Raw genomic sequence first — 21,896 nt, 5'->3', positions numbered from 1 at the left:
CAACCTTCAGAAGACAACCACTCCGGACTCCGGTTCAGGCGATGACGGCGTTCACCACGTCCTTGGCCGCCTGCTGCACCTGCGCCAGATGCTCGGCCCCCTTGAACGACTCGGCATAGATCTTGTAGACGTCCTCGGTGCCCGACGGCCGGGCCGCGAACCAGGCGTTCTCGGTGGTCACCTTCAACCCGCCCAGCGGCGCCCCGTTGCCCGGCGCCGTGGTCAGCTTCGCGGTGATCGGTTCACCGGCCAACTCCGTCGCGCTGACCTGGTCGGCCGACAACTTCGACAACCGCGCCTTCTGCTCCCGGTCGGCGGGCGCATCGATGCGGGCATAGGTCGGCGCACCGTACTTGTCGGCCAGCTCCGCGTAGCGCTGCGACGGGGTGGAACCGGTGACCGCCAGGATCTCCGAAGCCAGCAGGGCCAGGATGATGCCATCCTTGTCGGTGGTCCAGGTCGAGCCGTCGGTACGCAGGAACGACGCCCCGGCGCTCTCCTCGCCGCCGAATCCGATTGAGCCGCTGATCAACCCGTCGACGAACCATTTGAACCCGACCGGTACCTCGACCAGCTTGCGGCCCAATCCCGCCACCACCCGGTCGATGATCGACGAGCTGACGGCCGTCTTACCGACCGCCGTCGAACCCGGCCACGACGGCCGGTGCGTGTACAGGTAGTCGATGGCCACGGCCAGGAAGTGATTCGGGTTGAGCAGGCCGCCGTCGGGGGTGACGATGCCGTGCCGGTCCGAGTCGGCGTCGTTGCCGGTGGCGATCTGATAGAGGTCGCGGTTGGCGATGAGCGAGGCCATCGCGTTGGGCGAGCTGCAGTCCATCCGGATCTTGCCGTCGGTGTCCAGCGTCATGAACCGCCAGGTGGCGTCGACCAGCGGGTTCACCACCGTCAGGTCCAGCTGGTGCCGTTCGGCGATGGCACCCCAGTAGTCCACACTGGCCCCGCCGAGTGGATCGGCGCCGATGCGAATGCCCTGGGCGCGGATGGCGTGCAGGTCCACCACATTGGGCAGGTCCTCGATATAGGCGTTCAGGTAATCGTGGCGCTGCGCGATCTGCAACGCTCGCGACAGCGGCACCCGCTTCACCGACTTGATGCCCTCGCGCAGGATCTCGTTCGCGCGATTGGCAATCCAGCCGGTGGCATCGGTATCCGCCGGCCCGCCGTTGGGCGGGTTGTACTTGAATCCGCCGTCGCGGGGCGGGTTGTGCGACGGGGTGACGACGATACCGTCGGCCAGGTCGGTGTCCCGGCCGCGGTTGAAGGTGAGGATGGCGTGGCTGACGGCCGGCGTCGGGGTGTAGCGGTCGGCGGCGTCGATCATCGCGACCACGTCGTTGGCGGCCAGCACCTCCAGCGCAGACGCCCACGCCGGTTCGCTCAAGGCGTGGGTGTCGCGGCCGATGAACAGCGGCCCGGTGGTGCCCTGCGCCGTGCGGTACTCGACGATGGCCTGCGTGGTGGCCAGGATGTGGGCCTCGTTGAACGCGCCGTCCAGGCTGGAACCGCGATGGCCGGACGTCCCGAACACGACCTGCTGGGCGATGTCGTCGGGATCCGGCAAGACGGTGTAGTACGCCGTCACCACGTGTGCGATGTCGATGAGGTCGGACGGATCGGCCGGCTTGCCGGCGCGTGGATTGGGGGCCATGTCCTCGATTGTTCCGCACATCTTGCAAGCCCGCCGCAAGTGCGCCACAAGTGCCGCGCGACAACGTATGCGGCATGAACAGCTCACCAAAATCCGCGCAACAGAGCACCGAACCCGACCTGTCCGGCATCACCATGGCCCACCGCGCCATGATCAATGACGTCGGCCGGCTCGCCGAACTGCTGGCCGCGGTGGCCGGCGGGGCCCACACCTGCGCTCATCCGAAGGACGTCACCCGCTACCTCCACCTGCTGTGCGAATCCATCCACCATCACCACACCGTCGAGGACGAGGTGCTGTGGCCGATCGTCACGGCCTCGGCGGGCAGTTTCGTCGATCTGTCCGAACTCACCGACGACCATGCCGCCCTGGTCCCCAGACTGGACCGCATCACCTCGCTGGCCACGGCCTTCGGGAAGGTGCCCGGCCCGGCGACGGCGGCACCGCTGGCCACCGCGCTGGCCGACCTGCACCAACTGGTGTGCGAACACATCGCCGACGAGGAGCGTGACGTCTTCGGCGTGATCCGCCGGCATGTGTCGGTCACCGACTGGGCCGTCGTGGAGAAGGCGGCCCAGCGCGCCGGGCGGATGTCCTTCGACGGACCGCGCATCGTCGGCGCGGCAACCGAGGCGGAGTACGCGCAGCTGGCGGCGGAGGCGAATCCGCTGCTCCTCGGGTTCATCAAGCTGATGTCGCGGCGCCACAAGCGCTTTGAACGCAGAGTGTTCGGTTAACGGAGCAGCCGCGCGGCCTCGGCGGCCAGGCGCGTGCGTAGCTCCGCGGCGGCCCGCCGGTACCGGGCCGCCGCGGCGGTATCGCCGGTCGCCTCGGCCAGCACGGCCAGCGCCTCGTCCACCGGCCCGGTCAGCAGGGTGCCGTTGTCCAGCCCGGCCATCAGCCCGCTGTAGGGCAACAACTCGGCCGCCTCCGCCTTCGCCACCGCCAGATCACCGACGGCCACGGCGGCGTGCACCCGCAACGTCGTCATCGCCACCCAGTAATAGGACCGCTCGGTGGGCACCCGCTGGGCCCAGACCTCTTGTGCCTCATCGATTCTGCCCGCCGACACCAGCGCCAGCACCGCGCCGTCGGCCATCGTCGCCGAGATCGTGCGGTGCAGCACCAGCAGCTCATCGGCCATCGGCGCGAGGTCCCCGCGGCTCAGCGCCGCGCTGACCCGTCCGACCAGACCGACCAGCGCCCCGTTGGCCACCCCATGCTCGGCCAGGCTGACACCGGCGGCCAGGTACCGGGCCTCCCCTTCGTCCGGCCGTCCGGCCAGCACCGTCAACTGGGCGGAATAGGCGTCGAGCACGCCGAGCAGGAAGGCCAGCTGACCGGTGCCGGCCCGGGCCACGGCCTGATCGACGTGGTCAAGCGCGGCCGCCAGATCCGAGCGGCCCGATGCGGCGAGGAACAGCAGCCAGTGCCCCACCGCTTGATAGTCCACGGCACCGCAATCCTGTGCGACCTTCAGCAGTGCGGCAGCCATCGGCTGACGTTGATCGGCCAGATCCGGACCAAGGGCGGCAAAGGCACGCACGTTCAGCGCCGCGCACCACAGCCGGGCATGTGCGTCGGGGTCGGCCGCATGCAGCGCCTGCGCCAGCTCCAGCGCCTCCAGGCTGGCCGCCATCGCCACCTCGTGCTCGGCGCCCTCGACCTCCTTGAACAAGGTGATGAGCAGCCGGACCCGCACCGGCGGCGGGTGGTCCTGGGCCAGGATCCGCCGCAGCGGTTCGACGATGACGGGGTCGATGTGATCGCCGGTTCGCAGCCGCCAGACCAGCGGACTGTCCAACGCGGTCAGCGCACGCACCAACAGATCGTCGTCGCCGGCGACGAGGGTGACGGTGCGGTTGAGTTCCTCGCGCGCCGAGATGGCGTCACCCGCGCGGGCCAGCGCCGAGATCAGCCCGCAGCGGGCCGGTACCGCGCGCCGCGGATCCGCAGCCGCCAGTTCCAGCATGCGCACCGCGGCCCGCCACTGCCGGGCCGCCTCGCCCGGCGCACCGACCGCATCGGCCTCCTGGGCGGCTGCGGTCGCGAATTCTGCCGCCTCGGCGGCAGTTTCGGGAGTGGCGGCGGCCACCGCATGATAGGCCAGCGACGCGGCGTCGGTGCCGCGTGCGCGCAACATGTTCAGTGCCGTGGCGTGCAGCCGGGTCCGGCGCAGCAGTGACGTGTCGTCATAGAGAGTGTCGCGGATCAGGCTGTGCGCAAATCGGATCCGGCCGGGCGCGGGTTCGTCGAGCAAGCCGGCCAGTACGGCGGGTTCGAGCGCGTCGAGCAGATCGTCGTCGCTGCGGGCCAGTTCCTCCAGCAGATCCAGGTCCACTTCGCGGCCGAGCACCGCGGCCTGCCGCAAGGCGGTGGCGGTCTGCCCGGGCAGCCGGGCCAGCCGGCGGCGGACCACGTCGCGCACCCCGGCCGGCACGCGGCCGTGCGCTGCGTCGGCTCCTTCGGCAACCATCAGCCGGGCCATCTCCCGTACGAACAGCGGATTGCCACCGGTTCTGTCCCGCAACAACTTCAGGGTCGCTCCGGTCACCGCGGGCAGCCCGCAGTCGGTGGCCAGCTCGACCATGGCCGCGTCGTCCAGCCCGGTGAGCATCAGATGCGCGGCCGTGTGATTGGCCAGCGCGGCGCGGGCCATATCGAGTTCGGCACCCGATTCCGACGGGCGGTAGGTGCCGATCGCGAGCACCGGCCGGTCACCGAGCCGGTCGGAGACCAGGCGCAGCAGTTCCAGGGTCAGACCGTCGGTGCGGTGCAGATCGTCGAGGACGATCGCCAGGGGCTGGGCGGTCGCGGCGTTGCCGAGCACCTCGGCCAGGGTGTGCGCCAGCCAGAACGCGCCGCTGTCGGTGGCCGGGCCGTCGTGCAGCAGTGGAGCCAGGGCGCCCGCCTGCCCAGGTTCCATACTCGACCGGAACGGGTCGAGAACCTCGGTCCAGGCCCAGCCCGGTGGCGCGCCGTCGACCTCTGGGCAGCGCCCCAGCACCACCGTCCACCCCGCCTGGTGCAGCGTGGCGGTGGCCGTGTCCGCCAGGGTGGTTTTGCCCGCTCCGGCTTCGCCGCCGATCCACACCACCTTCAGTCCGTCGCGCCGTGCGGCGGTGGCGGCCGTCTCCAGAGCGGCGAGTTCACCGGCCCGGCCCCGGGTCCGCGACCTCGTCGGCGCCGAGGCCACCGGGGCGGCCGCGGCGGGCGTGACCGCGATGGGGTCGAGGTGCTCGGCCTGGCGCAGGATGTCGCGCTCCAGATCACGCAGTGGCCGGCCGGGTTCGAGCCCGAGCTCGTCGGTCAGGTAGTCGCGGGTCCGACGCAGCACCTCCAGGGCCGCGACCTGACGCCCGGCCCGGTACTGGGCGGCGGCCAGCAGGCAGGCGGCGGTCTCGCGGCCCGGATGGTCGCGGGCATGGGGTTCGAGCACCCGTAGCACCACCGCGTGCTGACCGAGGGCAGACTGGGCGGCGGCGTAGGACTCGACCGCCGACAGCCGCAGCTCCGTCAGCCGCGCGACTTCCGGTGCGGCCCAGAGCGTGTCGGCGACCTCGACGTAGGGATCCCCCGTCCACTCGGTGAGCACCTCTTCCAGCAGATCCGACTGTGACTCGGCGGCAATAGTTTTCGCCTCCACCGACCACGCATCGACGGCGTCGTCGGGCAGCCGCAGGCAGTATCCGGGTGCGGCGCTGACGATCACCTGGGCGGCGGCCCGGCGTTGCCGGTCGGGTTCGAGCACCCGGCGCAGGTGCGATATGTAGGCCTGCAGCGCCGCCAGCGCTTTCGGCGGCGGTTCGCCCTCCCAGAGGTCCTCGATGAGCCGGTCCACCGACACCACCTGGCCGTGCGCGAGCACCAGTCGGGCCAGCACCGCCCGCTGCTTGGGGCCACCCAGATCGACGGGCTTGAATTCCCCGGTCGCTTCGCTCCTGCCCGCCGGCTCGCCATGGACCCAGGCACGGACCGGGCCCAATACACAGATCCGCACAACCGTCATGGTGTGCCCAACATAACGGTCCCCGCGTCGGGCTACATACTGGGCGGCATGGCTGGTTTCGACCGACGTGAACTGGCGGCCGTGTTCGCCGGCGGCGCACTGGGCACCCTGGCCCGCGCGGGGCTGGCGCACGCGCTGCCGGTGCTGCCCGGACAGTGGCCGTGGCCGACGTTTCTCGTCAACATCGTCGGCACGGTGCTGCTCGCGTACTTCACCACCCGACTGCTCGAGCGGCTGCCGACCTCGGCCTACCGGCGTCCGCTGCTGGGCACCGGGTTGTGCGGTGGCCTCACGACGTTCTCCACCATGCAGGTCGAGACGGTGACCATGCTGGAGCACCGCTTCTACGGCCTGGCCGTCGCCTACACGGTCGCCGGCATCGCGCTCGGGTTGCTGGCCATGCACATCACCACGGCACTGGTGCGACGGGCGCGGGTCCGATGACCTTCGCGGTGTGGATGGGCGTCGCCGTGATCGGCGGGTTCGGTGCGGTGTCCCGGTTCCTGGTGGACAAGGCGGTGACCAAACACGCGGCCAAGCGGTTGTCCCGGCCGTTCCCGGTCGGCACGTTGGCCGTGAACGTCAGCGGGGCGGGGCTGTTGGGCTTCTTCGGCGGTATGGCGCTGAGCCCGAACGCCGCGCTGTTGGCCGGCACCGCCTTCGTCGGCGCATACACCACGTTCTCGACGTGGATGCTGGAGACACAGCGGCTCGGCGAGGAACGTCAGGTGTGGCCGGCGGTGGCCAATATCGTGATCAGCGTGGTGCTCGGGTTGGGCGCGGCCTGGCTGGGACTGACCGTCGGGAGGCTCGTGTGAGCACGGAATACCTCAAGCTGACGGCGTACTTCGGTGAGCGGTTGCGCGGTAAACGCGGCTTCGTCGCCGACGAGTTGCTGGACCTGTTCGGCTCGCAGCGGATCGCCACCAGTGTGGTGCTGCGCGGCAGCGCCGGGTTCGGTCCGCGCCACGTTCTGCGCAGCGACGCGACGCTGACCCAGTCGGAAGATCTGCCGGTCGCCGTCGCCGCGGTGGACCGCGCCGAACGGATCACCGCGATATCCGAACAAGCGGTGGCGATGATCAGCCGCGGCGTCGTGACGCTGGAGCGGGCTCGACTCCTCGGCGCCCCCCTGCCCGACCAGGCCAAACTCACCCTCTACATCGGGCGGCAGACCCGCGTCGAGGGGCGGCCGGCCTACCGCGCGGTCTGCGACGTGCTGCATGCGCACGGATTCGCCGGCGCTGCGGTCTTCCTCGGGGTCGACGGCACCGTGGCCGGGCAGCGCAGGCGGGCGCGCTTCTTCAGTGCCAACACCGACGTGCCGTTGATGATCATCGCCGCCGGCACCGGCGAGCAGGTCGCGGCGGCGACACCGGAGCTGAAGCGGCTGGTGCCCAGCGCCACCATGACGCTGGAACGCGCCCAGCTCTGCAAACGTGACGGTCGGCTGATCGCGCCCCCGCCCACGGTGCCCGAGATCGACGCAGCCGGGCGTCCGCTGCGGCAGAAGCTGATGATCCACACCTCGGAGAGCACCGTGTCGACATCGACCGGCGCCACGCCGATCCACCGCGCACTGGTGGCGCGGCTGCGCGAACACCACACGGTCAGCGGGGTGACCGTGGTGCGCGGTATCTGGGGGTTTCACGGCGACCATGAGCCGCACGGAGACAAGCTGATGCAGTTGGGCCGTCAGGTACCGGTCACCACGATCGTGGTGGATACGCCGGCCCGCATCGCGGCAGGATTCGCGGTCGTCGACGAGTTGACCGCCCGGCACGGGCTGGTCACCAGCGAGCTGGTTCCGGCCTTCGTGAGCATCGACGGTGGGAAACGCCGGGGCAGCACCGAGCTCGCGGGGCCCACCTGGTGAGACACCCAACAGCGCATGAGCCGCTGTAAGCCTAGCCTTAGCTAACTACCCGGTGTAGCGTCCCCCGACATGGAACAGTCACCGTCCGCTGCTGTCAACCCCGAGCTGCTCGCGGTCCTGAGAGACGATCTCAGCATCGACGTCAGCAAGGTCACCCGCGACTCCAGGCTGATCGACGATCTCGGCATGGATTCAGTGGCGTTCGCCGTCGGCATGGTGGCCATCGAGGACCGCCTCGACGCGGCCCTGACCGAAGAAGATCTGCTCAGCTGCGAGACCATCGGCCAGCTGGAGGACACCATCACCGCCAAACTGCCCGCCGGGCAGGCCAACTCGTGAGTGTCCTCGCCCAAGCCCTCTCGGCCGCGATGACCGGGTCGAACAACGACCTGCACGTCTTCGACACCGCCGCCGGCACCTGGCACCGCCATCCGTGGGCAGAGGTACACGCCCGCGCCGAGAACGTCGCCGAACGCATCTGTGCCGAGGGCGCCCAGGCCGTCGGCCTGGTGGGCGATCCGAACGTCGAATTCATCGCCGCGATCACCGGTGCCCTGCTGGCCGGGGCCGCCGTGTCGATCCTGCCCGGACCGGTCCGCGGCGCCGACCCGCAACGCTGGGCCCGAGCCACCCTGTCGCGTTTCGAGAGCATCGGCGTGCGTTCGGTGTTCAGCCACGGCACCCACCTTCGCGAACTCGACTCCGTCGGCGGCGACGTGACCGTGGCCGATGTGACCGCGGTCGCGCTCGCCCAGCGCTCGACCACTCACCACGGCACCGTGGGCAGCGCCGTCGCGGTCCTGCAGGGCACCGCCGGATCCACGGGCACGCCTCGTACCGCCCAACTTTCACCCGAGGCGGTGCTCGCCAACCTTCGGGCACTGGTGGACCGCGTCGGCGTCGGAGCCGACGACACCGGGCACTCCTGGCTGCCGCTCTATCACGATATGGGGCTGTCCTTCCTGCTCACCACCGCGCTCGGCGGGGCGAACCTGTGGCACGCACCCACCTCGGCGTTCTCCGCCCAGCCGTTCGGCTGGCTGGCCTGGCTGACCGAGAGCCGCGCCACCCTGACCGCGGCACCGAACATGGCCTACAACATCGTCGGGAAATACGCCCGCCTGGTCAGTGACGTGGACTTCTCGCACCTGCGCTTCGCCCTCAACGGCGGCGAACCCGTCGATTGCGACGGCAGCCAACGGTTCGCCACCGAGATGGCCCGCTTCGGACTGGACCCGGGCGCGCTCGCCCCCTCCTACGGCCTGGCCGAATCCAACTGTGCGGTGAGTGTTCCCACGCCCGGCAGTGGTCTGCGGCTCGACGAGATCCACGTCGTGAGCGATGACGGCGGCTTCGTCCGAAAGCACGCGGTGCTCGGTGAGGCGATCCCCGGGATGGAGATCAGGGTCGCCCCACGCGAGCAGTTCGTCGACAGTATCGCCGATCGCGAGGTCGGCGAGGTCGAGATCCGGGGCACGTCCATGATGACCGGTTACCTCGGCGAAACTCCGGTCGATCACGGAAACTGGTTTCCCACAGGCGATATCGGGTACCTTCTGGACGGCAGCCTGGTCATCTGCGGACGCGCCAAGGAGATCATCACCGTGGCCGGACGTAACATCTTCCCCACCGAGATCGAGCAGGTGGCCGCCCAGGTCGACGGAATCCGCCCGGGGGCGGTGGTCGCGATCGGCACCGACGGCCCCTCAACGCGGCCCGGCCTGGTGATCGCCGCGGAGTTCAAGGGCGCCGACGAACCCGCCGCGCGCAGTGCGCTGGTGCAGCGCGTCGCCTCCGAATGCGGCGTGGTGCCCGCCGAAGTGGTGTTCGTGCGGCCCGGGTCGTTGCCGCGCACCTCCTCGGGCAAGCTGCGCAGGCTCGAGGTCAAGCGCAATCTGGAGGCCGCACCGTGACGCTCGCCGCGCCGTCCGACGAGGACTTCTCCGCCCTGCTCGAGCGGGTGTTCAACGATCAGGTCAGGGCCTGGACCGCCGAAGCCGAAGCGACGGAACACTTTCCGCGCGCACTCATCGAGTATCTGGGCCGGGAGGGCGTGTTCGCCGCCAAATGGGGTGACGCACAGCAGCCCGACGTCGCGGATGTGATCGCGCTGGCGATCGAACTGGGGAAGCTGGGTTCGGCCGGTATCGCCGTCGGGGTGAGCCTGCACGATTCGGCGATCGCCATTCTGCGCCGATTCGCCCGTCACGACTATCTGCGCGATATCGCAGAGCGGGCCATCCGCGGTGACGCGGTCCTGTGCATCGGCGCGTCCGAGGAGTCCGGTGGCTCCGACCTGCAGATCGTCGGCACCGAAGTACGTTCGGCGCGTGGTGGTTTCGAGGTCAGAGGTGTCAAGAAGTTCGTCTCGCTGTCGCCCATCGCCGACTATGTGATGGCCGTAGCGCGCGATGTCGGCGACGACCCGTCCAGCCGGAAGGGCAACGTCGTCGTCATCGCCGTGCCGCTCGACGATCCCGGGGTGCGGGTTCAGGCGCCTTACCGCAAGGTGGGCGCCGGGCCGCTGGACACCGCCGCCGTGCACATCGACACCTGGGTGCCCGCCGAGGCGCTGGTGGCCCGCGCGGGCACCGGCCTGGCCGCGATCTCCTGGGGCCTGGCCCACGAACGGATGTCGGTGGCCGGCCAGGTCGCCAGCAACTGCCAACGCCTGCTGGGAATCACCTTGGCGCGCATGATGGATCGCCGCCAATTCGGTCACACGCTGTACGAACACCAGGCCCTGCGGATGCGTATCGCCGACCTGCAGGCCCGGGTGGACATGCTGCGGCACGCCCTGACCGGCATCGCGGCCGGCAAGAAGCTGGACCTGCGCACCGCGGCCGCGATGAAAGTCACCGCGGCCCGCCTCGGTGAAGAGGTGGTCTCGGAGTGCATGCACATCTTCGGCGGCACAGGCTATCTCATCGACGAGACCCCGATGGGTCAGTGGTGGCGCGATATGAAGCTGGCCCGGGTGGGCGGCGGCACCGACGAGGTGCTGTGGGAATTGGTCGCCGCGGCGATGAAGCCCGACCACGACGGCTACGCCGCGATGATGGCCCACTGACCCCGAGCGGCTATCTGTGCTCCGGGATGTCGTCCGGGGTCCGGGGAAACACGTAGAGCGCCATCCGGCGATTCGACATCTGATGCTCGCCCAGGAACGTGCATCCGACGTATTCGACCAGCCGGCGGGCACCGAGGTTGCGGTGGTCGGGGTCGAACATCACGCGGCGGCACTGCGGCTCGGCGGCGAACAGGTCGGCCAGCAGCTTCGGCATGATGAGCGGGGCGATACCCCGGTTCACCAGCTTCGTGTCGGCGATCGCGGCGTGCATGCCCAGGTCGTACGGATCGGCGTCGTACCGCGTGGCGATGGAATCTTTTGCCGCTCTGTACAATTCGATGTAGCCGATCTGCTCGCCCTTGCGGCTGGTGATGAACGGGCGAGAGAACGTGCCGGCCAGCTGGGCCTTGAGGTACAACCGCCAGCGCTCCGGCGGCCAGTCGTACTCCCACGCCTGCGCCAGATGCGGCAGGTTCATCCACTCCGAGACCAGCTCGGCGTCGGAATCGGGGTCGGCCAGGCGGGCCGCGTACGGTGCGGCGATCTGCGGGATCGCCGGCGCCGGGACGTGGCGGACCTCGTCGGAGATCGTGGTCAGCTCGCGCGGCAGGATGGGGAGCACGTCGTCAGAGTCGATCATTTGAGCGCCGAGCCTACCCAACACCATGACGTTCGGGTGGGCTACACCGGCGGTGGGCGCAGCCCTGCGATACCGTGCTCGGCCGTCAGAGATCGCTGGCGTCGTCGGGCACGTCGACGGCATGTTCGGCGAGCGCCTCCAAGGGCACCACGTCCAGGGTGCGCTCGTGTGTGCACGCCATCACCACCGGCGCCGCGCACCCGTCCTCGTAGGCGCGCAGCCAGTTGGGCGCGGTCACGCACCACCGGTCGCCCGGCTGCAGTCCGGGGAACCGGTACTGCGGCATCGGTGTCGACAGGTCGTTGCCGATGGAACGCTGATGGTCCAGGAACTCCCGCGTCACCACCGCGCAGATCGAGTGCATACCCGGATCCTCGGGGCCGGTCGAGCAGCAGCCGTCACGGTAGAAGCCGGTGAGCGGTTCCGTCCCACAGGGTTCCAGCGGACCGCCGAGCACATTGCGTTCGGGCATCGTCTCATCATGCCCTGCTCCTCAGCGTCGTGAGCGGTACTCCACGTGCCACCACCCGCGCGATCAGGCCGCCGGTGTGACGCGGCACACCCGGTGCACTTCTCGGCTACCCGCCAGTAACCCTCACTCTGTACAGTCGTAGCCGTTGCCAGCATGGCGGCCACGGGCATGAGGGTGACACAGGATATGACGATGGACGGTTCGGCGAGCGATGCCGCGACGGCACTCGAGGAGCTGACGCTGACCGAACCCGAGGACGCTGCGCCGACGAAGCACGTCCCCAGCCCTGATGACGGCGCCACCACACCCGGTGGTCCGACCATGGTGCTGATCGGCACCGGCATCTACCTCGCCGTCAAGGTGTGGCGGTACCGACGCCGCCGTCGCCGCCAGGTGTGACGACCCAGCTCCCCCGGTAGAGCGTGCCGGTCACGCCCAGATCGGCATCCATCGTCACCACATCGGCGGGCGCCCCGGGCACCAGGCCGGGACGAGGCAGCCCCAGCGCCCGCGCCGGATTGATGGTGGCTTGGCGCACCGCCTGCAGCAGCGCGTCATCGCGGCCCAGGCCGCTGTGGGCGACGGCGAACCGGAACACGGCATCCATGGTGGCGGTGCTGCCCGCGATGGTGTCGGTGCCCGCGACCCGCGCCTTCCCGTCCTGCACCTCGACCGACATGGTGCCCAGCAGGTAGTGGCCGTCGGCGCCACCGGTGGCCGCCATCGCATCGGTGATCAACGAGACCCGGTCGCTGCTTCGGCACACGTGCCGGTAGATGGCCGGGTCGACGTGCACACCGTCGGTGATCAGCTCAACGGTCACCCGCGGATCCTCCAGCAGCGCGACGATGGGGCCGGGTGCGCGATGCCCGATGGGGCGCATCGCGTTGAACAGATGGGTCCCGACCGTCGCACCGGCGTCGATCGCCGCCCTGGTCTGCGCATAGCTGGCCTCGGTGTGCCCGACGGCAGCCACCACCGCGGCGTCGGCCAGCGCGGTGATCGCCTCCAGCGCGCCGGCGCGCTCCGGCGCCAGCGTCACCATGCGCACCGCACCGCCGCCGGCGTCCAGAATGCGGGTGAGCTCAACGGGATCCGGGTCACGCATCAGCGATGCGTCGTGGGCGCCACAGCGATGGACCGATAACCACGGGCCCTCCAGGTGGATGCCGTCGATCAGACCGGCGCGGGTGTGTTCGGCCAGCGCGGCGACTTGGCGCAGCAGGTCATCGGGCGCCGCGGTGACCAAGGAGGCGATCAGCGTGGTGCTGCCGTGCCGGCGATGCAGCCCGGCTGCCGCCGATGTCGCGGCCAGGGTGCCCGCCGAGAAATCGGCTCCGGCGCCGCCGTGCAGATGGGTGTCGACGAAACCCGGCACCACCACGGCCGCAGTGTGGTCCGCAGGGGTCGGTGGGTGACCCGACCCGACCGCACGCACCGTGTCACCGGCGAGGTCAATCCATCCGGGCCGTAACAGATCCGCGCCGGTGAGCAGGGTGTCGGCGGCGATCAGCACTCAGATACCCTGCCAATCCGGTTTGGATCGGTAGGCCTCGCGGTAGTAGTCGGACAGCTGCAGGCGGCGGGCGGCGGCATCGTCGAGCAGCACGGTCACATGGGGATGGTGCTGCAGGATGGTTGCCGGCCACATGGCCGACACGGACCCTTCGACGAGGTGGTGTACGGCTTGGTGACGCGCGATCAGCTCGTCGTAGACGACCAGCGGGGACGATCCGGTGGCCAGCCCCAGCACCGCGTCGGGTTTGCGCGCCAGCAGGGCAGCGATGGCGTCGGCAGCGAGGAGGCCGAGCGTTCCGGTATCGGGCGCGATGACGACTTCCATTATTTCGTCGCCACGAAAAGCTCTGCACCACCAGTGATCTCGCCATCAGCCCGCTGGGTGATACGGCCGGGTTCGCGTTCGTCCATGATGACCACGGGCACGACGGGGTTGAGTCCCTTGGCGACCACCGCGGGCACGTCGTAGGTGATGATGAGCTGGCCGGCGGTGACCTCATCGCCCTGGGCGGCGTGGGTGGTGAAGCCCTCCCCGTTCAACGCGACGGTATCCAGACCCAGATGCACCAGGACACCGACCTTGGCCGGGGTCAGCACGATATAGGCGTGTGGCATGAGTTTGAGCAGCGTGCCACTGACCGGGGCCAGCGCCTCGACCACCGTGTGGGGCGGATCGATGGCAGCACCGTGGCCGACCATACCCTGGGCGAATACCGGGTCGGGCACCTCACTGAGCGCCACCGCACGGCCGGGGACCGGCGCGAGAACTTCTGTGGTCATGGTGCTCAACACTACGATCCCGGCGCAACCGGGTCTCGGGTTCACCAGTTCTCGTTTAAGCTCCCCGAATGGGTGGGTCGACGAAACCTCAAAGTAGTCCGCGGATTCCGGGATTTGCGCAGTTACAGCGCCTCGGCAAGAGTCTCATGCTGCCGATCGCGGTGCTGCCCGCGGCCGGCATCTTGTTGCGACTGGGGCAGCCCGATCTGCTCGGCCGTATCGACACCCCGGTGATCGGCGCGTTCTTCAAAGCGATGAGCGCCGCCGGTGACGCGGTGTTCGCGCATCTGCCGCTGCTGTTCGCTGTCGGCGTGGCCATCGGCTTCGCCCGTAAGGCCGACGGCTCCACCGCACTGGCCGCCGTGGTCGGCTATCTGGTGGTCGAGGCGGTGTTCAAGACCATGTCGCCGATCGTGCTGGCCGGCCAGCTGGACAAATCCGGTGAGCAGGCCCAGATCAACTACAGCGTATTCGCCGGTATCGTCGTCGGCCTCGTCACCGCGTGGCTGTTCGACCGCTACCACACCATCCAATTACCCTCGTATCTGGGCTTTTTCGGCGGACGACGGTTCGTGCCGATCGTGGTGTCGCTGGCGGCGCTGTTCATCGGCTTCGGTCTGAGCTACTTCTACCCGCTCTTCGACGGCGGCCTCACCGGCCTGGGTAAGTTCATCGGCGCCAGCGGGGCGCTCGGCGCCTTCGTCTACGGCTTCGCCAACCGGATGCTGATCCCGCTGGGGCTGCACCACATCCCGAACTCGTATGTGTGGTTCCTCTACGGCGACTACCAGACCCCCGGCGGGCAGACGGTCACCGGTGAGCTCACCCGGTTCGCCGCCGGTGACCCGAGCGCGGGCATCCTGACCTCCGGCTTCTACCCGATCCTGATGTTCGGGTTACCGGCCGCGGCGCTGGCGATGATCCACGTCGCCAACAAGAAGCAGCGCAAGGTGGCCGTCGGCATCCTGTCCGCCGCCGCGCTGACGGCGTTCCTCACCGGGGTCACCGAACCGCTGGAATTCGCGTTCATGTTCGTCGCGTTCCCGCTGTACGTCATCCACGCGGTACTGACCGGATTGTCGCTGGCGATTGCCTATCTGCTCGATATCCACCTCGGGTTCTCGTTCTCCGCCGGGTTGATCGACCTGCTGCTCTACGGCACGGCGCCGGCGGCGAAGAACATCCCCTTGCTGATCGGCATGGGCCTGGTGTTCTTCGCCGTCTACTACCTGCTGTTCCGGTTCGCCATCGTCAAATGGAATATGCGCACCCCCGGTCGCGAGCCGGAAGACGAGTTCGAGGCCGAGGAGCAGGCCAATCTCGGCGAGGGTGCCGATTCGGCGACCGCCGTCGCAGTGCCGGTGGGGTCCGACGCGCAGCTGGATTCGAAGGCCGAACAGGTGATCGCCGCGTTCGGCGGACGGGCGAATCTGGTCAACGTCGACGCGTGCATCACCCGGCTGCGGATGGAGGTCGCCGACCCCTCGAAGGTGGATCAGGCCCGGCTGAAAAGCCTTGGCGCCGCTGGGGTCATCGAAGTCGGCAACGGTGTGCAGGCGGTGTTCGGCACCGAGGCCGAGGCGTTGAAGAACGATATCCTCGGCATCCTCTAGACCCGGCGCGAGTCAGGACGCCTCGGCCCGGACACTGAGGTCGGGCAGCGGACGTGCACATACCTCGCGTGCATCGTCCTCGGTCATGCCGAACAGGCGCAGCAAGTCCGCCGTCACCGCATCGGCTGCGTGCGCGTCGTCGCGATCAGGTTGCGCCTGAAGCAGATTGCCCAACCCGAGCAACGCGCCACCGGCCATCGCGAGCGCCAGTTCGGGATCCGGGACCCGGAACCGCCCCGCCGCCACCCCTGCCCTGATGTCACGCAGCGCCCGAGGTGCCAGGCCGCGATCCGATACCAACAGGGCCATCCCGTTGGCCAGCAACACCCGGCTCTCCTGTGGCCGGCTGCGGAACAACCGACCCGTCAACCTGAAGGCGGCCGCGAAGATCTCAGCCGGGTCGTCGAGCTCGGCGGTACACGCATCGAGCAGGGCTCCGTGCGCGTCGAGCGCCTCCGTCACCGCCGCTTCGAACAACTGCTCCTTGGTGGCGAAGTGGTTGTAGAAGGAGCCCATCCCGACATCGGCGGCCTGGGTGATCTCCAGGATCGGCGCATTGAGCCGGCCTGCGGCGACGAACGCCTGCGCGGCCTCGATCAGCGCGGCGCGGGTGCGCCGCTTACGGGAGTCGACCCGGCTCATGGGTGCTTCAGGCACGCTGAGCAGCGTAGCTCATTTCTGAGGATTTCGTCAGAAACATTGACTGACGGCCACGTCTCATGTGACGATTTCGTCAGAAAAGGGGGCAGCATGGACACTGACGTGCACAAAGACCTGCACAGCGAGCAGGGCGCGCACAAGGGTGAACATCCCGGACGCTCGCGTAACCCGGTCATCAAGGTGGTCGACCTGGCCTGGCTGGAGTTCGAGAAACCCGATCTGACCCGGGCCGAAGCGTTCGCCCGCGCGTTCGGGTTCCAGACCGCTCTGCGCACCCCCAGCGAGGTGCATCTGCGCGGTACCGACGCGGACGCGCCATGCGTGCTGTTGCGCCAGGGCCCGGCCACCCGGTTCGCCGGTCTGGCGTTGCAAGCGGCCGACGAGGTGGACGTGCTGCGGCTGGCAGAGCACACCGGTGTCGCAGCCCATGCGCTGCCGGAAGCGATCGGCGGGCTGGCCGTCGACCTCGCCGACCCGGGCGGCACACCGGTACGGGTGGTCGCCGGCATGCACACCCTGCCGCAACTGCCCGTCCAACCTCCGCTCGTGCACAACACCGGCCGCACCGTCACCCGCACCAACGCCACTCAGCGCCCCCCGCGGGTGCCGGCCCGCGTGCAGCGCCTCGGTCACGTGGTGCTGCAGTCCACCACCTACCGCCGGACCTTGAACTGGTACCTGGACCTGTTCGGGATGATCGTCAGCGACTTCCTCTACTTCCCCGGCCAGCGCGACCGCGGCCCCACCATGAGCTTCATCCGCTGCGATCGGGGCACCACCCCGGCCGATCACCACACCCTGGCCCTGGCGCTCGGTCCGGCGAACCGCTACGTGCATTCTGCCTACCAGGTCAGCGACCTCGACGCGCTGGCCGCCGGCGGCGAATACCTGCGGGAGCGTGGCTATTTCCGGTCCTGGGGTATCGGGCGGCACATCCAGGGCAGTCAGCTGTTCGACTACTGGCGCGACCCCGACGGCTTCCTGGTCGAGCATTTCGCCGACGGCGACATGTTCGACAACACGCTGGAGCCCGGCTGGGCGCCGTTCACCGCCACCGGCCTGTCGCAGTGGGGCCCGCCGGTCAGCCGGGACTTCCTGGGTACCGACGTGAAATCGGTCCGCCATGAAGCCGCGCGCCTGCTGACCGCACTGCGCGGCGACAACGAATTCGACATCCGGCGCCTGGCCGGCCTACTGAAAGTTGCTTCCTCATGACCATTTCCGTGTTGCGCACCGCCGACGCCTGGTGGGTCAAGACGCCCACCGGGGCCGCCCGGATCGACACCGAGGCCGCCACCACCGGCGCGCTGCTGGCCGACCGGGCCGCCATCGACGCGGCACGCACCAGCCAGAGTGTGCCGCTGGACAGCCTCGCGCTCGTCTCCCCCGTCACCGCGCCGTGCCGGGTGGTGGCGCAGATGACCAACTTCGAATCCCACGTCCGCGACTCGGGCATGGATCCGAAGACGGTTCCCCTGACCTTCTTCCGTAAGTCCTCGGCATCGATCAGCGGGCCGTTCGACGATATCGTCAAGCCCCAGCATGTCCGGTTCCTGGACTACGAGGTCGAGATCGGCCTGGTCATCGGACGCGACATCCCGGTGGGCACCACTCTTTCCGAGGCCGACCTGCCCGGCGTCATCGCCGGCCTGGTGATCACCAATGACGTGTCGGCTCGCGATATCCAGTTACCCCAGACCCAGTTCTACGAGGCCAAGTCCTACCCCACGTTCACCCCGACCGGCCCCGAGCTGGTGCTACTCGACGCCGACGAGCTCAAGCGATTCGGCGACCTCCGGTTGCGGTTGAGCGTCAACGGATCTCAGCGACAGAACGCGATCGTGGAGGGGGACATGCTGTACCGGCCGCTGCAGGCGTTGCAGTCGCTAACCAGATTCCAGGATCTGTCCGCCGGTGACCTGGTGCTCACCGGCACTCCCGCCGGCACCGCGCTGGTGGCCCCGGCGAAGGCGATCGAGATGATCGGCAGCCTGCTGCCGCCGGCGGTGAAGTGGAAAGCGTTCTTCAAGCGGCAGGCCGGCAACCCGAAGTACCTGCGCGACGGCGATATCGTGGAAGCCATGATCGGCACCGATGACGGTGCGATCGACCTTGGCGCACAGCGTTTGACGGTGCGCTACCGGTGACACACGTCTCGGTGGCCGTCATCGGCGCCGGGCCCACCGGAATGACCGTCGCCACCCTGCTGGCCCAGTACGGGATCGAGACCCTGGTGCTGGAGCGCTGGCCCGACGTCTACCCGCAGCCCCGCGCCGTACACCTCGATGACGAGGTGTACCGGATCGTGGACCGGCTGGGTGTGGCCGGCGAATTCGCCAAGGTCTCCCGGCCCGCCCTCGGGTTGCAACTGGTCGACGAGCAGCTGAATGTGATGGCCCGGTTCCACCGCGGGCCCGGGCGCTGCGGCTTCCCGCAGGCCAACATGTTCGACCAGCCCGAGCTGGAGACGCTCTTGCGGGACAACGCATCCCGGTATCCACAGATTGATCTGCGCGCGGGGGTCGAGGTCACCGGTGTCGAGCCCGGCCGGATCACCCTGGCCGACGGTGCGGTGATCGAGTGTGACTACATCCTGGGCTGCGATGGCGCGAACAGCCTGGTGCGCCGCAGCATCGGTGTCGCCATGAAGGACCTTGGCTTCGACCAGCGTTGGCTGGTGGTCGATATCGCCACCACCGCCGATCTTCGCCAATGGGACGGGGTGTACCAGGTGTGCAGCACCCGCCGGGCCGCCACGTACATGCGTATCGGCGATGCCCGCTACCGCTGGGAATTCCAGCTGCTGCCAGGCGAATCCGCCTCGGACTACGGCACTCTGGAGGCACTGCGCCCGCTGCTGGCACCCTGGACCGAGGAACCCGACCTGGAGTTGGTCCGGGTCACCGAGTACACCTTCCGCGCCCTGCTCGCGCAGCGGTGGCGGCACGGCAACACGTTCCTGCTCGGCGACGCCGCACATCTCACCCCGCCGTTCATCGGCCAGGGCATGGGCGCCGGGATGCGCGATGCGATGAATCTGGCCTGGAAACTGGCCGGGGTGCTGCACGGTGAGCTACCGCCCGAGGTCCTGGACACCTACGAACGCGAACGCAAACCGCACGCTCGCGCCATGATCCGGCTGGCCCTCATGGTGGGCCGGGCGATGACCAGCGGCGGCCGGCTCGGTGATCTGCTGCGCCGCGTCGTCGTACCGCGATTGCACCTGATCCCCGGGTTGCGCACCAAGATGGTCGACTCGACCACGCCGGCACTGAAGGTGCGCGACGGCCGAGTCAGCCGCAGCCGGCTCACCGGCCGGCTGTACCCGGGCGCGCCGTGGGGCAACGGATTCGCCGTGGTGTCCGCGCGTCCGCTCTCCGACGCCGAACAGGCGCACGCCGACGCGTGCGGCGCCACCGTACAGATCGTGTCCGGCGCCACCGCCGACTGGCTACGCGGCCAGACCCTGATCGTGCGACCGGATTTCACCGTGGCCAGGAGGATCTCATGACCGCCACCTATGCCGCCGACCTGTACAGCACCGATGCCATCCTCGACCCGCACCCGCATTATGAGAAGCTGCGCCGGCTCGGGCCGGTGGTGTGGCTGGACCGGCACAAGTGCTTCGCCTTGCCACGCTACCCGGAATGCAAGGCCACCCTGCGCGACGATGAGCAGTTCCTGTCGCGCGAAGGTGTGTCCCTGAATACGTTGTCCAACAAGCTGTCCCATGGGACCACGCTGGCCAGCGACGGCGATGAGCACGCTGATCGACGCAAACTCGTCGCGCACCGACTGCTGCCCCGCGCCCTGCGCGCGATCGGCGACACCGTCGAGGAACAGGCCAACGCGGTGGTCGAAGAGGCGGTGCGCCGCCGGGATGTCGACGGCGTGGAGTTGGCGTCCGCGCTGCCGTTGGCCATCGTCCCCGATCTGGTCGGCTGGCCGCGTGATCAGCGTGAGCACCTGATCGAATGGGGCGGGGCCACTTTCGACATCCTCGGACCGCTCAATTGGCAAGCGGTCAAGGCGATGCCGCGGGCGCTGCAGATGCTGCGGTTCGCCCGCCGGGTGGTGCGGCAGCGCAATGTCCTGCCCGGCAGCATTGTCGACGAACTGCTGACCGCGGCCGACGCCGGCGTGCTGGACCACAGTGCGTGCCCGGCATTTGATGATCGACTACATCGCCCCGTCGCTGGACACCACCATCAGCGCGATCTCGAATGCGCTGTACCTGCTGGGCACGCACCCCGAACAGTGGCGCCTGCTCAAGGACGACCCGGATCTGATTCCGGCCGCGGTCAACGAGATCGTCCGCTATGAGTCACCGCTGCGGGCGTTCGCCCGTCGGGTCCGCCAGGATGGCGAGATCGCCGGGACCACCTTGCCGTCCGGGTCCCGGGTGCTGGTGCTCTACGCCTCGGCCAATCGCGACGAGGACGCCTGGGACGACCCGGCGACGTTCGACATCCGCCGCGACGCCGGGCGGCACGTCGGTTTCGGCAATGGCGCACACGCCTGCGCCGGTCAGGGCCTGGCCCGGCTGGAGACGGTCGCCATCCTGCGCGCCCTGGTCGAGCGCGTGGATCGGATCGAGGTGACGGGCCGGCCGGTGTGGGCCGTCAACAACATCATTCGCAGACACAGTCACCTGCCCATCAGGCTCGTCGCCTAGAGATCGGCGAAGCAGGAATTGCTCGTGCCGGACGGGATCGTCGCGTTCCGGCTGGAGAACTTGCCGACCACACCGCTGCTCGTCACCTGCACGCTGTCGGCCTTGATGCCGAGCGGGTAGTTGTCGTTGAGCTTGGTGGTCAGATCGTTGAGCGCGGTCTGGACGGTGTCCTTGGCGAACGGGCCGGTGACGTCGGTGACGTTCAGGCTCAGCTTGCCGTCGGCCACCACGGGTTGCGCGGTGACCGTGGTGCCGCCGGCGGCCTCCATGATCAGCGTGCCCGCGCCGGTGTCGGTGTGTACGCCGGTGACCAGACTCCCGACCACCGGCAGGTTCTGCGCCACGGTGTCCTTGATGCCGTTCGATGTCCAGGACAGCGTCGCGTCCAGGGATCCGATCGTCCCCTTCGAGTCTGCGGAGTCCTTCAGTGCGATCTTGCTGAGGGTGACGTCGGCGGTCATCCCCTTGGCTTCCTGCACCCGGTTGCCGTCGGTGGCCACCGAGATGTTGGTGTAGTCACCGGACAGGTACTGCCACAGGAACGGCGGGCTCACCGAGAATGAGACATCCGCGCCGTCCTGCACCAGGCAGTCGGTGATGCTCGACAGCAGGGCGGCCGCTTTGTACCTGGCATACAGTTCGGCGCCGGCCAGGCTGCCGACCACAAGGGCGACCACGATGACCGCGACCAGCACTATCGTCTGGGTGTTGCGTTTCCTTGGCGGTGCGGCCGGCGGGGGTTGCTGCGGCAGGGCGATCTTCTCGGTGGCCGGTTCGGGCCGGACGCGGAGCTGCTCGGTCGGGGGCTCCGGGCGCGGAATCCGCTGGGTCGGCACCTCCGGTCGGGGCGGACGCGGTATCCGCCGAGTAGCCGGGTCGGGCGGCGGTGTCGACATGCGGCGATTCTCCCCCAC

Annotated in this window: 21 protein-coding genes and 2 pseudogenes; 14 read left to right on the top strand and 9 right to left on the bottom strand. The window is 69.0% G+C overall.

The features are described 5' to 3' along the window. Positions 1-34: 34 nt before the first annotated feature. Positions 35-1,669 (bottom strand): phosphoglucomutase (alpha-D-glucose-1,6-bisphosphate-dependent), encoded by a 1,635-nt coding sequence (pgm, locus tag FHU31_RS10145; protein WP_167157929.1) that lies wholly within the window; start codon positions 1,667-1,669, stop codon positions 35-37. Between the two features lie 74 nt (positions 1,670-1,743). Here pgm and FHU31_RS10140 point away from each other — a divergent pair, with 74 nt between their 5' ends. Next, positions 1,744-2,406 (top strand): hemerythrin domain-containing protein, encoded by a 663-nt coding sequence (locus FHU31_RS10140; protein WP_167157927.1) that lies wholly within the window; start codon positions 1,744-1,746, stop codon positions 2,404-2,406. Here the strand turns inward: FHU31_RS10140 and FHU31_RS10135 are convergent. Further along, a complete protein-coding gene (locus FHU31_RS10135) occupies positions 2,403-5,678 on the bottom strand; it encodes an ATP-binding protein (RefSeq protein WP_167157926.1) in 3,276 nt (1,091 codons plus the stop codon). The two genes, FHU31_RS10140 and FHU31_RS10135, sit on opposite strands and share 4 nt — an antisense overlap. Before the next feature lie 48 nt (positions 5,679-5,726). Here FHU31_RS10135 and crcB (FHU31_RS10130) point away from each other — a divergent pair, with 48 nt between their 5' ends. From crcB (FHU31_RS10130) to mbtN, 6 genes and pseudogenes are all read left to right on the top strand, one after another. Continuing rightward, positions 5,727-6,122, top strand: a complete 396-nt coding sequence (crcB, locus tag FHU31_RS10130; protein WP_167157924.1) for a fluoride efflux transporter CrcB — start codon at positions 5,727-5,729, stop codon at positions 6,120-6,122. Continuing rightward, positions 6,119-6,496 carry a fluoride efflux transporter CrcB gene (crcB, locus tag FHU31_RS10125; RefSeq protein ID WP_167157922.1) on the top strand — a complete coding sequence of 126 codons (378 nt, stop codon included), beginning with the start codon at positions 6,119-6,121 and terminating at the stop codon, positions 6,494-6,496. The genes crcB (FHU31_RS10130) and crcB (FHU31_RS10125) overlap by 4 nt, the downstream gene beginning before the upstream one ends. Next, positions 6,493-7,554, top strand: coding sequence for a putative PII-like signaling protein (locus FHU31_RS10120; RefSeq protein WP_167157920.1), 1,062 nt, complete (start codon positions 6,493-6,495; stop codon positions 7,552-7,554). The genes crcB (FHU31_RS10125) and FHU31_RS10120 overlap by 4 nt, the downstream gene beginning before the upstream one ends. A 63-nt stretch (positions 7,555-7,617) precedes the next feature. Continuing rightward, a pseudogene (locus FHU31_RS10115) lies at positions 7,618-7,893 on the top strand (acyl carrier protein); the annotation flags it as partial. Next, positions 7,890-9,467, top strand: a complete 1,578-nt coding sequence (mbtM, locus tag FHU31_RS10110; protein ID WP_167157916.1) for a long-chain-fatty acid--ACP ligase MbtM — start codon at positions 7,890-7,892, stop codon at positions 9,465-9,467. The pseudogene FHU31_RS10115 and the gene mbtM, both read left to right, overlap by 4 nt. Next, on the top strand, positions 9,464-10,624 hold the full coding sequence (mbtN, locus tag FHU31_RS10105) for a mycobactin biosynthesis acyl-ACP dehydrogenase MbtN (RefSeq protein WP_263988152.1): 1,161 nt from the start codon (positions 9,464-9,466) through the stop codon (positions 10,622-10,624). The genes mbtM and mbtN overlap by 4 nt, the downstream gene beginning before the upstream one ends. Before the next feature lie 10 nt (positions 10,625-10,634). Here the strand turns inward: mbtN and FHU31_RS10100 are convergent, their stop codons facing one another. Together FHU31_RS10100 and FHU31_RS10095 are read right to left on the bottom strand one after the other, a co-directional pair. Next, the gene (locus tag FHU31_RS10100) at positions 10,635-11,264 is read right to left on the bottom strand and encodes a GNAT family N-acetyltransferase (protein ID WP_167157912.1); all 630 of its coding nucleotides are present in this window, start codon (positions 11,262-11,264) and stop codon (positions 10,635-10,637) included. An 85-nt stretch (positions 11,265-11,349) separates the two neighbouring features. Beyond that, positions 11,350-11,736 (bottom strand): DUF2237 family protein, encoded by a 387-nt coding sequence (locus tag FHU31_RS10095; RefSeq protein ID WP_167157910.1) that lies wholly within the window; start codon positions 11,734-11,736, stop codon positions 11,350-11,352. A gap of 168 nt (positions 11,737-11,904) precedes the next feature. On the opposite strand from FHU31_RS10095, the gene FHU31_RS10090 reads away from it, so the two are divergent. Then, positions 11,905-12,135, top strand: coding sequence for a hypothetical protein (locus FHU31_RS10090; protein WP_167157908.1), 231 nt, complete (start codon positions 11,905-11,907; stop codon positions 12,133-12,135). Here the strand turns inward: FHU31_RS10090 and nagA are convergent. The 3 genes and pseudogenes from nagA to FHU31_RS10075 form a co-directional block, all read right to left on the bottom strand. Continuing rightward, on the bottom strand, positions 12,092-13,252 hold the full coding sequence (gene nagA / locus FHU31_RS10085) for an N-acetylglucosamine-6-phosphate deacetylase (RefSeq protein WP_167157906.1): 1,161 nt from the start codon (positions 13,250-13,252) through the stop codon (positions 12,092-12,094). The genes FHU31_RS10090 and nagA overlap by 44 nt on opposite strands. After that, a pseudogene (locus tag FHU31_RS32280) lies at positions 13,253-13,435 on the bottom strand (glucosamine-6-phosphate deaminase); the annotation flags it as partial. 143 nt (positions 13,436-13,578) lie between these two features. Then, a complete protein-coding gene (locus FHU31_RS10075) occupies positions 13,579-14,034 on the bottom strand; it encodes a PTS sugar transporter subunit IIA (RefSeq protein WP_167157902.1) in 456 nt (151 codons plus the stop codon). Positions 14,035-14,102: 68 nt separating this feature from the next. Here FHU31_RS10075 and FHU31_RS10070 point away from each other — a divergent pair, with 68 nt between their 5' ends. Beyond that, entirely contained in the window at positions 14,103-15,647 is a 1,545-nt protein-coding gene (locus FHU31_RS10070) for a PTS transporter subunit EIIC (RefSeq protein ID WP_167157900.1), read from the top strand. Between the two features lie 12 nt (positions 15,648-15,659). On the opposite strand, the gene FHU31_RS10065 is transcribed toward FHU31_RS10070, so the two are convergent. Next, on the bottom strand, positions 15,660-16,289 hold the full coding sequence (locus FHU31_RS10065) for a TetR/AcrR family transcriptional regulator (protein WP_167160866.1): 630 nt from the start codon (positions 16,287-16,289) through the stop codon (positions 15,660-15,662). A 108-nt stretch (positions 16,290-16,397) separates the two neighbouring features. Here FHU31_RS10065 and FHU31_RS10060 point away from each other — a divergent pair, with 108 nt between their 5' ends. Genes FHU31_RS10060 through FHU31_RS32025 form a run of 5 tightly spaced genes read left to right on the top strand, consistent with a single transcriptional unit; the run spans position 16,398 to position 20,982 of the window. Further along, positions 16,398-17,522 (top strand): VOC family protein, encoded by a 1,125-nt coding sequence (locus FHU31_RS10060; protein ID WP_167157898.1) that lies wholly within the window; start codon positions 16,398-16,400, stop codon positions 17,520-17,522. Further along, on the top strand, positions 17,519-18,454 hold the full coding sequence (locus FHU31_RS10055) for a fumarylacetoacetate hydrolase family protein (protein ID WP_167157896.1): 936 nt from the start codon (positions 17,519-17,521) through the stop codon (positions 18,452-18,454). Before FHU31_RS10060 ends, FHU31_RS10055 begins: the two co-directional genes overlap by 4 nt. A gap of 41 nt (positions 18,455-18,495) precedes the next feature. Continuing rightward, positions 18,496-19,818 (top strand): bifunctional 3-(3-hydroxy-phenyl)propionate/3-hydroxycinnamic acid hydroxylase MhpA, encoded by a 1,323-nt coding sequence (gene mhpA / locus FHU31_RS10050; RefSeq protein ID WP_167160864.1) that lies wholly within the window; start codon positions 18,496-18,498, stop codon positions 19,816-19,818. After that, a complete protein-coding gene (locus FHU31_RS10045; RefSeq protein ID WP_308206764.1) occupies positions 19,815-20,630 on the top strand; it encodes a cytochrome P450 family protein in 816 nt (271 codons plus the stop codon). The genes mhpA and FHU31_RS10045 overlap by 4 nt, the downstream gene beginning before the upstream one ends. Beyond that, positions 20,515-20,982: a cytochrome P450 gene (locus FHU31_RS32025; protein ID WP_308206766.1), complete on the top strand. Its 468-nt coding sequence runs from the start codon at positions 20,515-20,517 to the stop codon at positions 20,980-20,982. The genes FHU31_RS10045 and FHU31_RS32025 overlap by 116 nt, the downstream gene beginning before the upstream one ends. Here FHU31_RS32025 and FHU31_RS10040 read toward each other — a convergent pair. Further along, positions 20,979-21,878, bottom strand: a complete 900-nt coding sequence (locus tag FHU31_RS10040; protein WP_167157894.1) for an LmeA family phospholipid-binding protein — start codon at positions 21,876-21,878, stop codon at positions 20,979-20,981. The two genes, FHU31_RS32025 and FHU31_RS10040, sit on opposite strands and share 4 nt — an antisense overlap. Positions 21,879-21,896: the final 18 nt, after the last annotated feature.

The organism is Mycolicibacterium fluoranthenivorans (assembly GCF_011758805.1).
Taxonomy (GTDB): domain Bacteria; phylum Actinomycetota; class Actinomycetes; order Mycobacteriales; family Mycobacteriaceae; genus Mycobacterium; species Mycobacterium fluoranthenivorans.
Note: the sequence above shows the minus strand (reverse complement) of the source record. Positions and strands in the feature narration are given on the sequence as shown.

Excerpts from the sequence above, each read along its gene's own strand:
- FHU31_RS10090 (WP_167157908.1), top strand. The coding sequence starts at position 11,905 with ATGAGGGTGACACAGGATATGACGATGGACGGTTCGGCGAGCGATGCC.
- FHU31_RS10040 (WP_167157894.1), bottom strand. The coding sequence starts at position 21,878 with ATGTCGACACCGCCGCCCGACCCGGCTACTCGGCGGATACCGCGTCCG.
- FHU31_RS10055 (WP_167157896.1), top strand. The coding sequence starts at position 17,519 with ATGACCATTTCCGTGTTGCGCACCGCCGACGCCTGGTGGGTCAAGACG.
- FHU31_RS10100 (WP_167157912.1), bottom strand. The coding sequence starts at position 11,264 with ATGATCGACTCTGACGACGTGCTCCCCATCCTGCCGCGCGAGCTGACC.
- FHU31_RS10095 (WP_167157910.1), bottom strand. The coding sequence starts at position 11,736 with ATGCCCGAACGCAATGTGCTCGGCGGTCCGCTGGAACCCTGTGGGACG.
- pgm (WP_167157929.1), bottom strand. The coding sequence starts at position 1,669 with ATGGCCCCCAATCCACGCGCCGGCAAGCCGGCCGATCCGTCCGACCTC.
- mhpA (WP_167160864.1), top strand. The coding sequence starts at position 18,496 with ATGACCGTCGCCACCCTGCTGGCCCAGTACGGGATCGAGACCCTGGTG.
- FHU31_RS10075 (WP_167157902.1), bottom strand. The coding sequence starts at position 14,034 with ATGACCACAGAAGTTCTCGCGCCGGTCCCCGGCCGTGCGGTGGCGCTC.
- crcB (WP_167157922.1), top strand. The coding sequence starts at position 6,119 with ATGACCTTCGCGGTGTGGATGGGCGTCGCCGTGATCGGCGGGTTCGGT.
- FHU31_RS10060 (WP_167157898.1), top strand. The coding sequence starts at position 16,398 with ATGGACACTGACGTGCACAAAGACCTGCACAGCGAGCAGGGCGCGCAC.
- FHU31_RS10045 (WP_308206764.1), top strand. The coding sequence starts at position 19,815 with ATGACCGCCACCTATGCCGCCGACCTGTACAGCACCGATGCCATCCTC.
- FHU31_RS10070 (WP_167157900.1), top strand. The coding sequence starts at position 14,103 with ATGGGTGGGTCGACGAAACCTCAAAGTAGTCCGCGGATTCCGGGATTT.
- FHU31_RS10140 (WP_167157927.1), top strand. The coding sequence starts at position 1,744 with ATGAACAGCTCACCAAAATCCGCGCAACAGAGCACCGAACCCGACCTG.
- FHU31_RS10135 (WP_167157926.1), bottom strand. The coding sequence starts at position 5,678 with ATGACGGTTGTGCGGATCTGTGTATTGGGCCCGGTCCGTGCCTGGGTC.
- crcB (WP_167157924.1), top strand. The coding sequence starts at position 5,727 with ATGGCTGGTTTCGACCGACGTGAACTGGCGGCCGTGTTCGCCGGCGGC.
- FHU31_RS10065 (WP_167160866.1), bottom strand. The coding sequence starts at position 16,289 with ATGAGCCGGGTCGACTCCCGTAAGCGGCGCACCCGCGCCGCGCTGATC.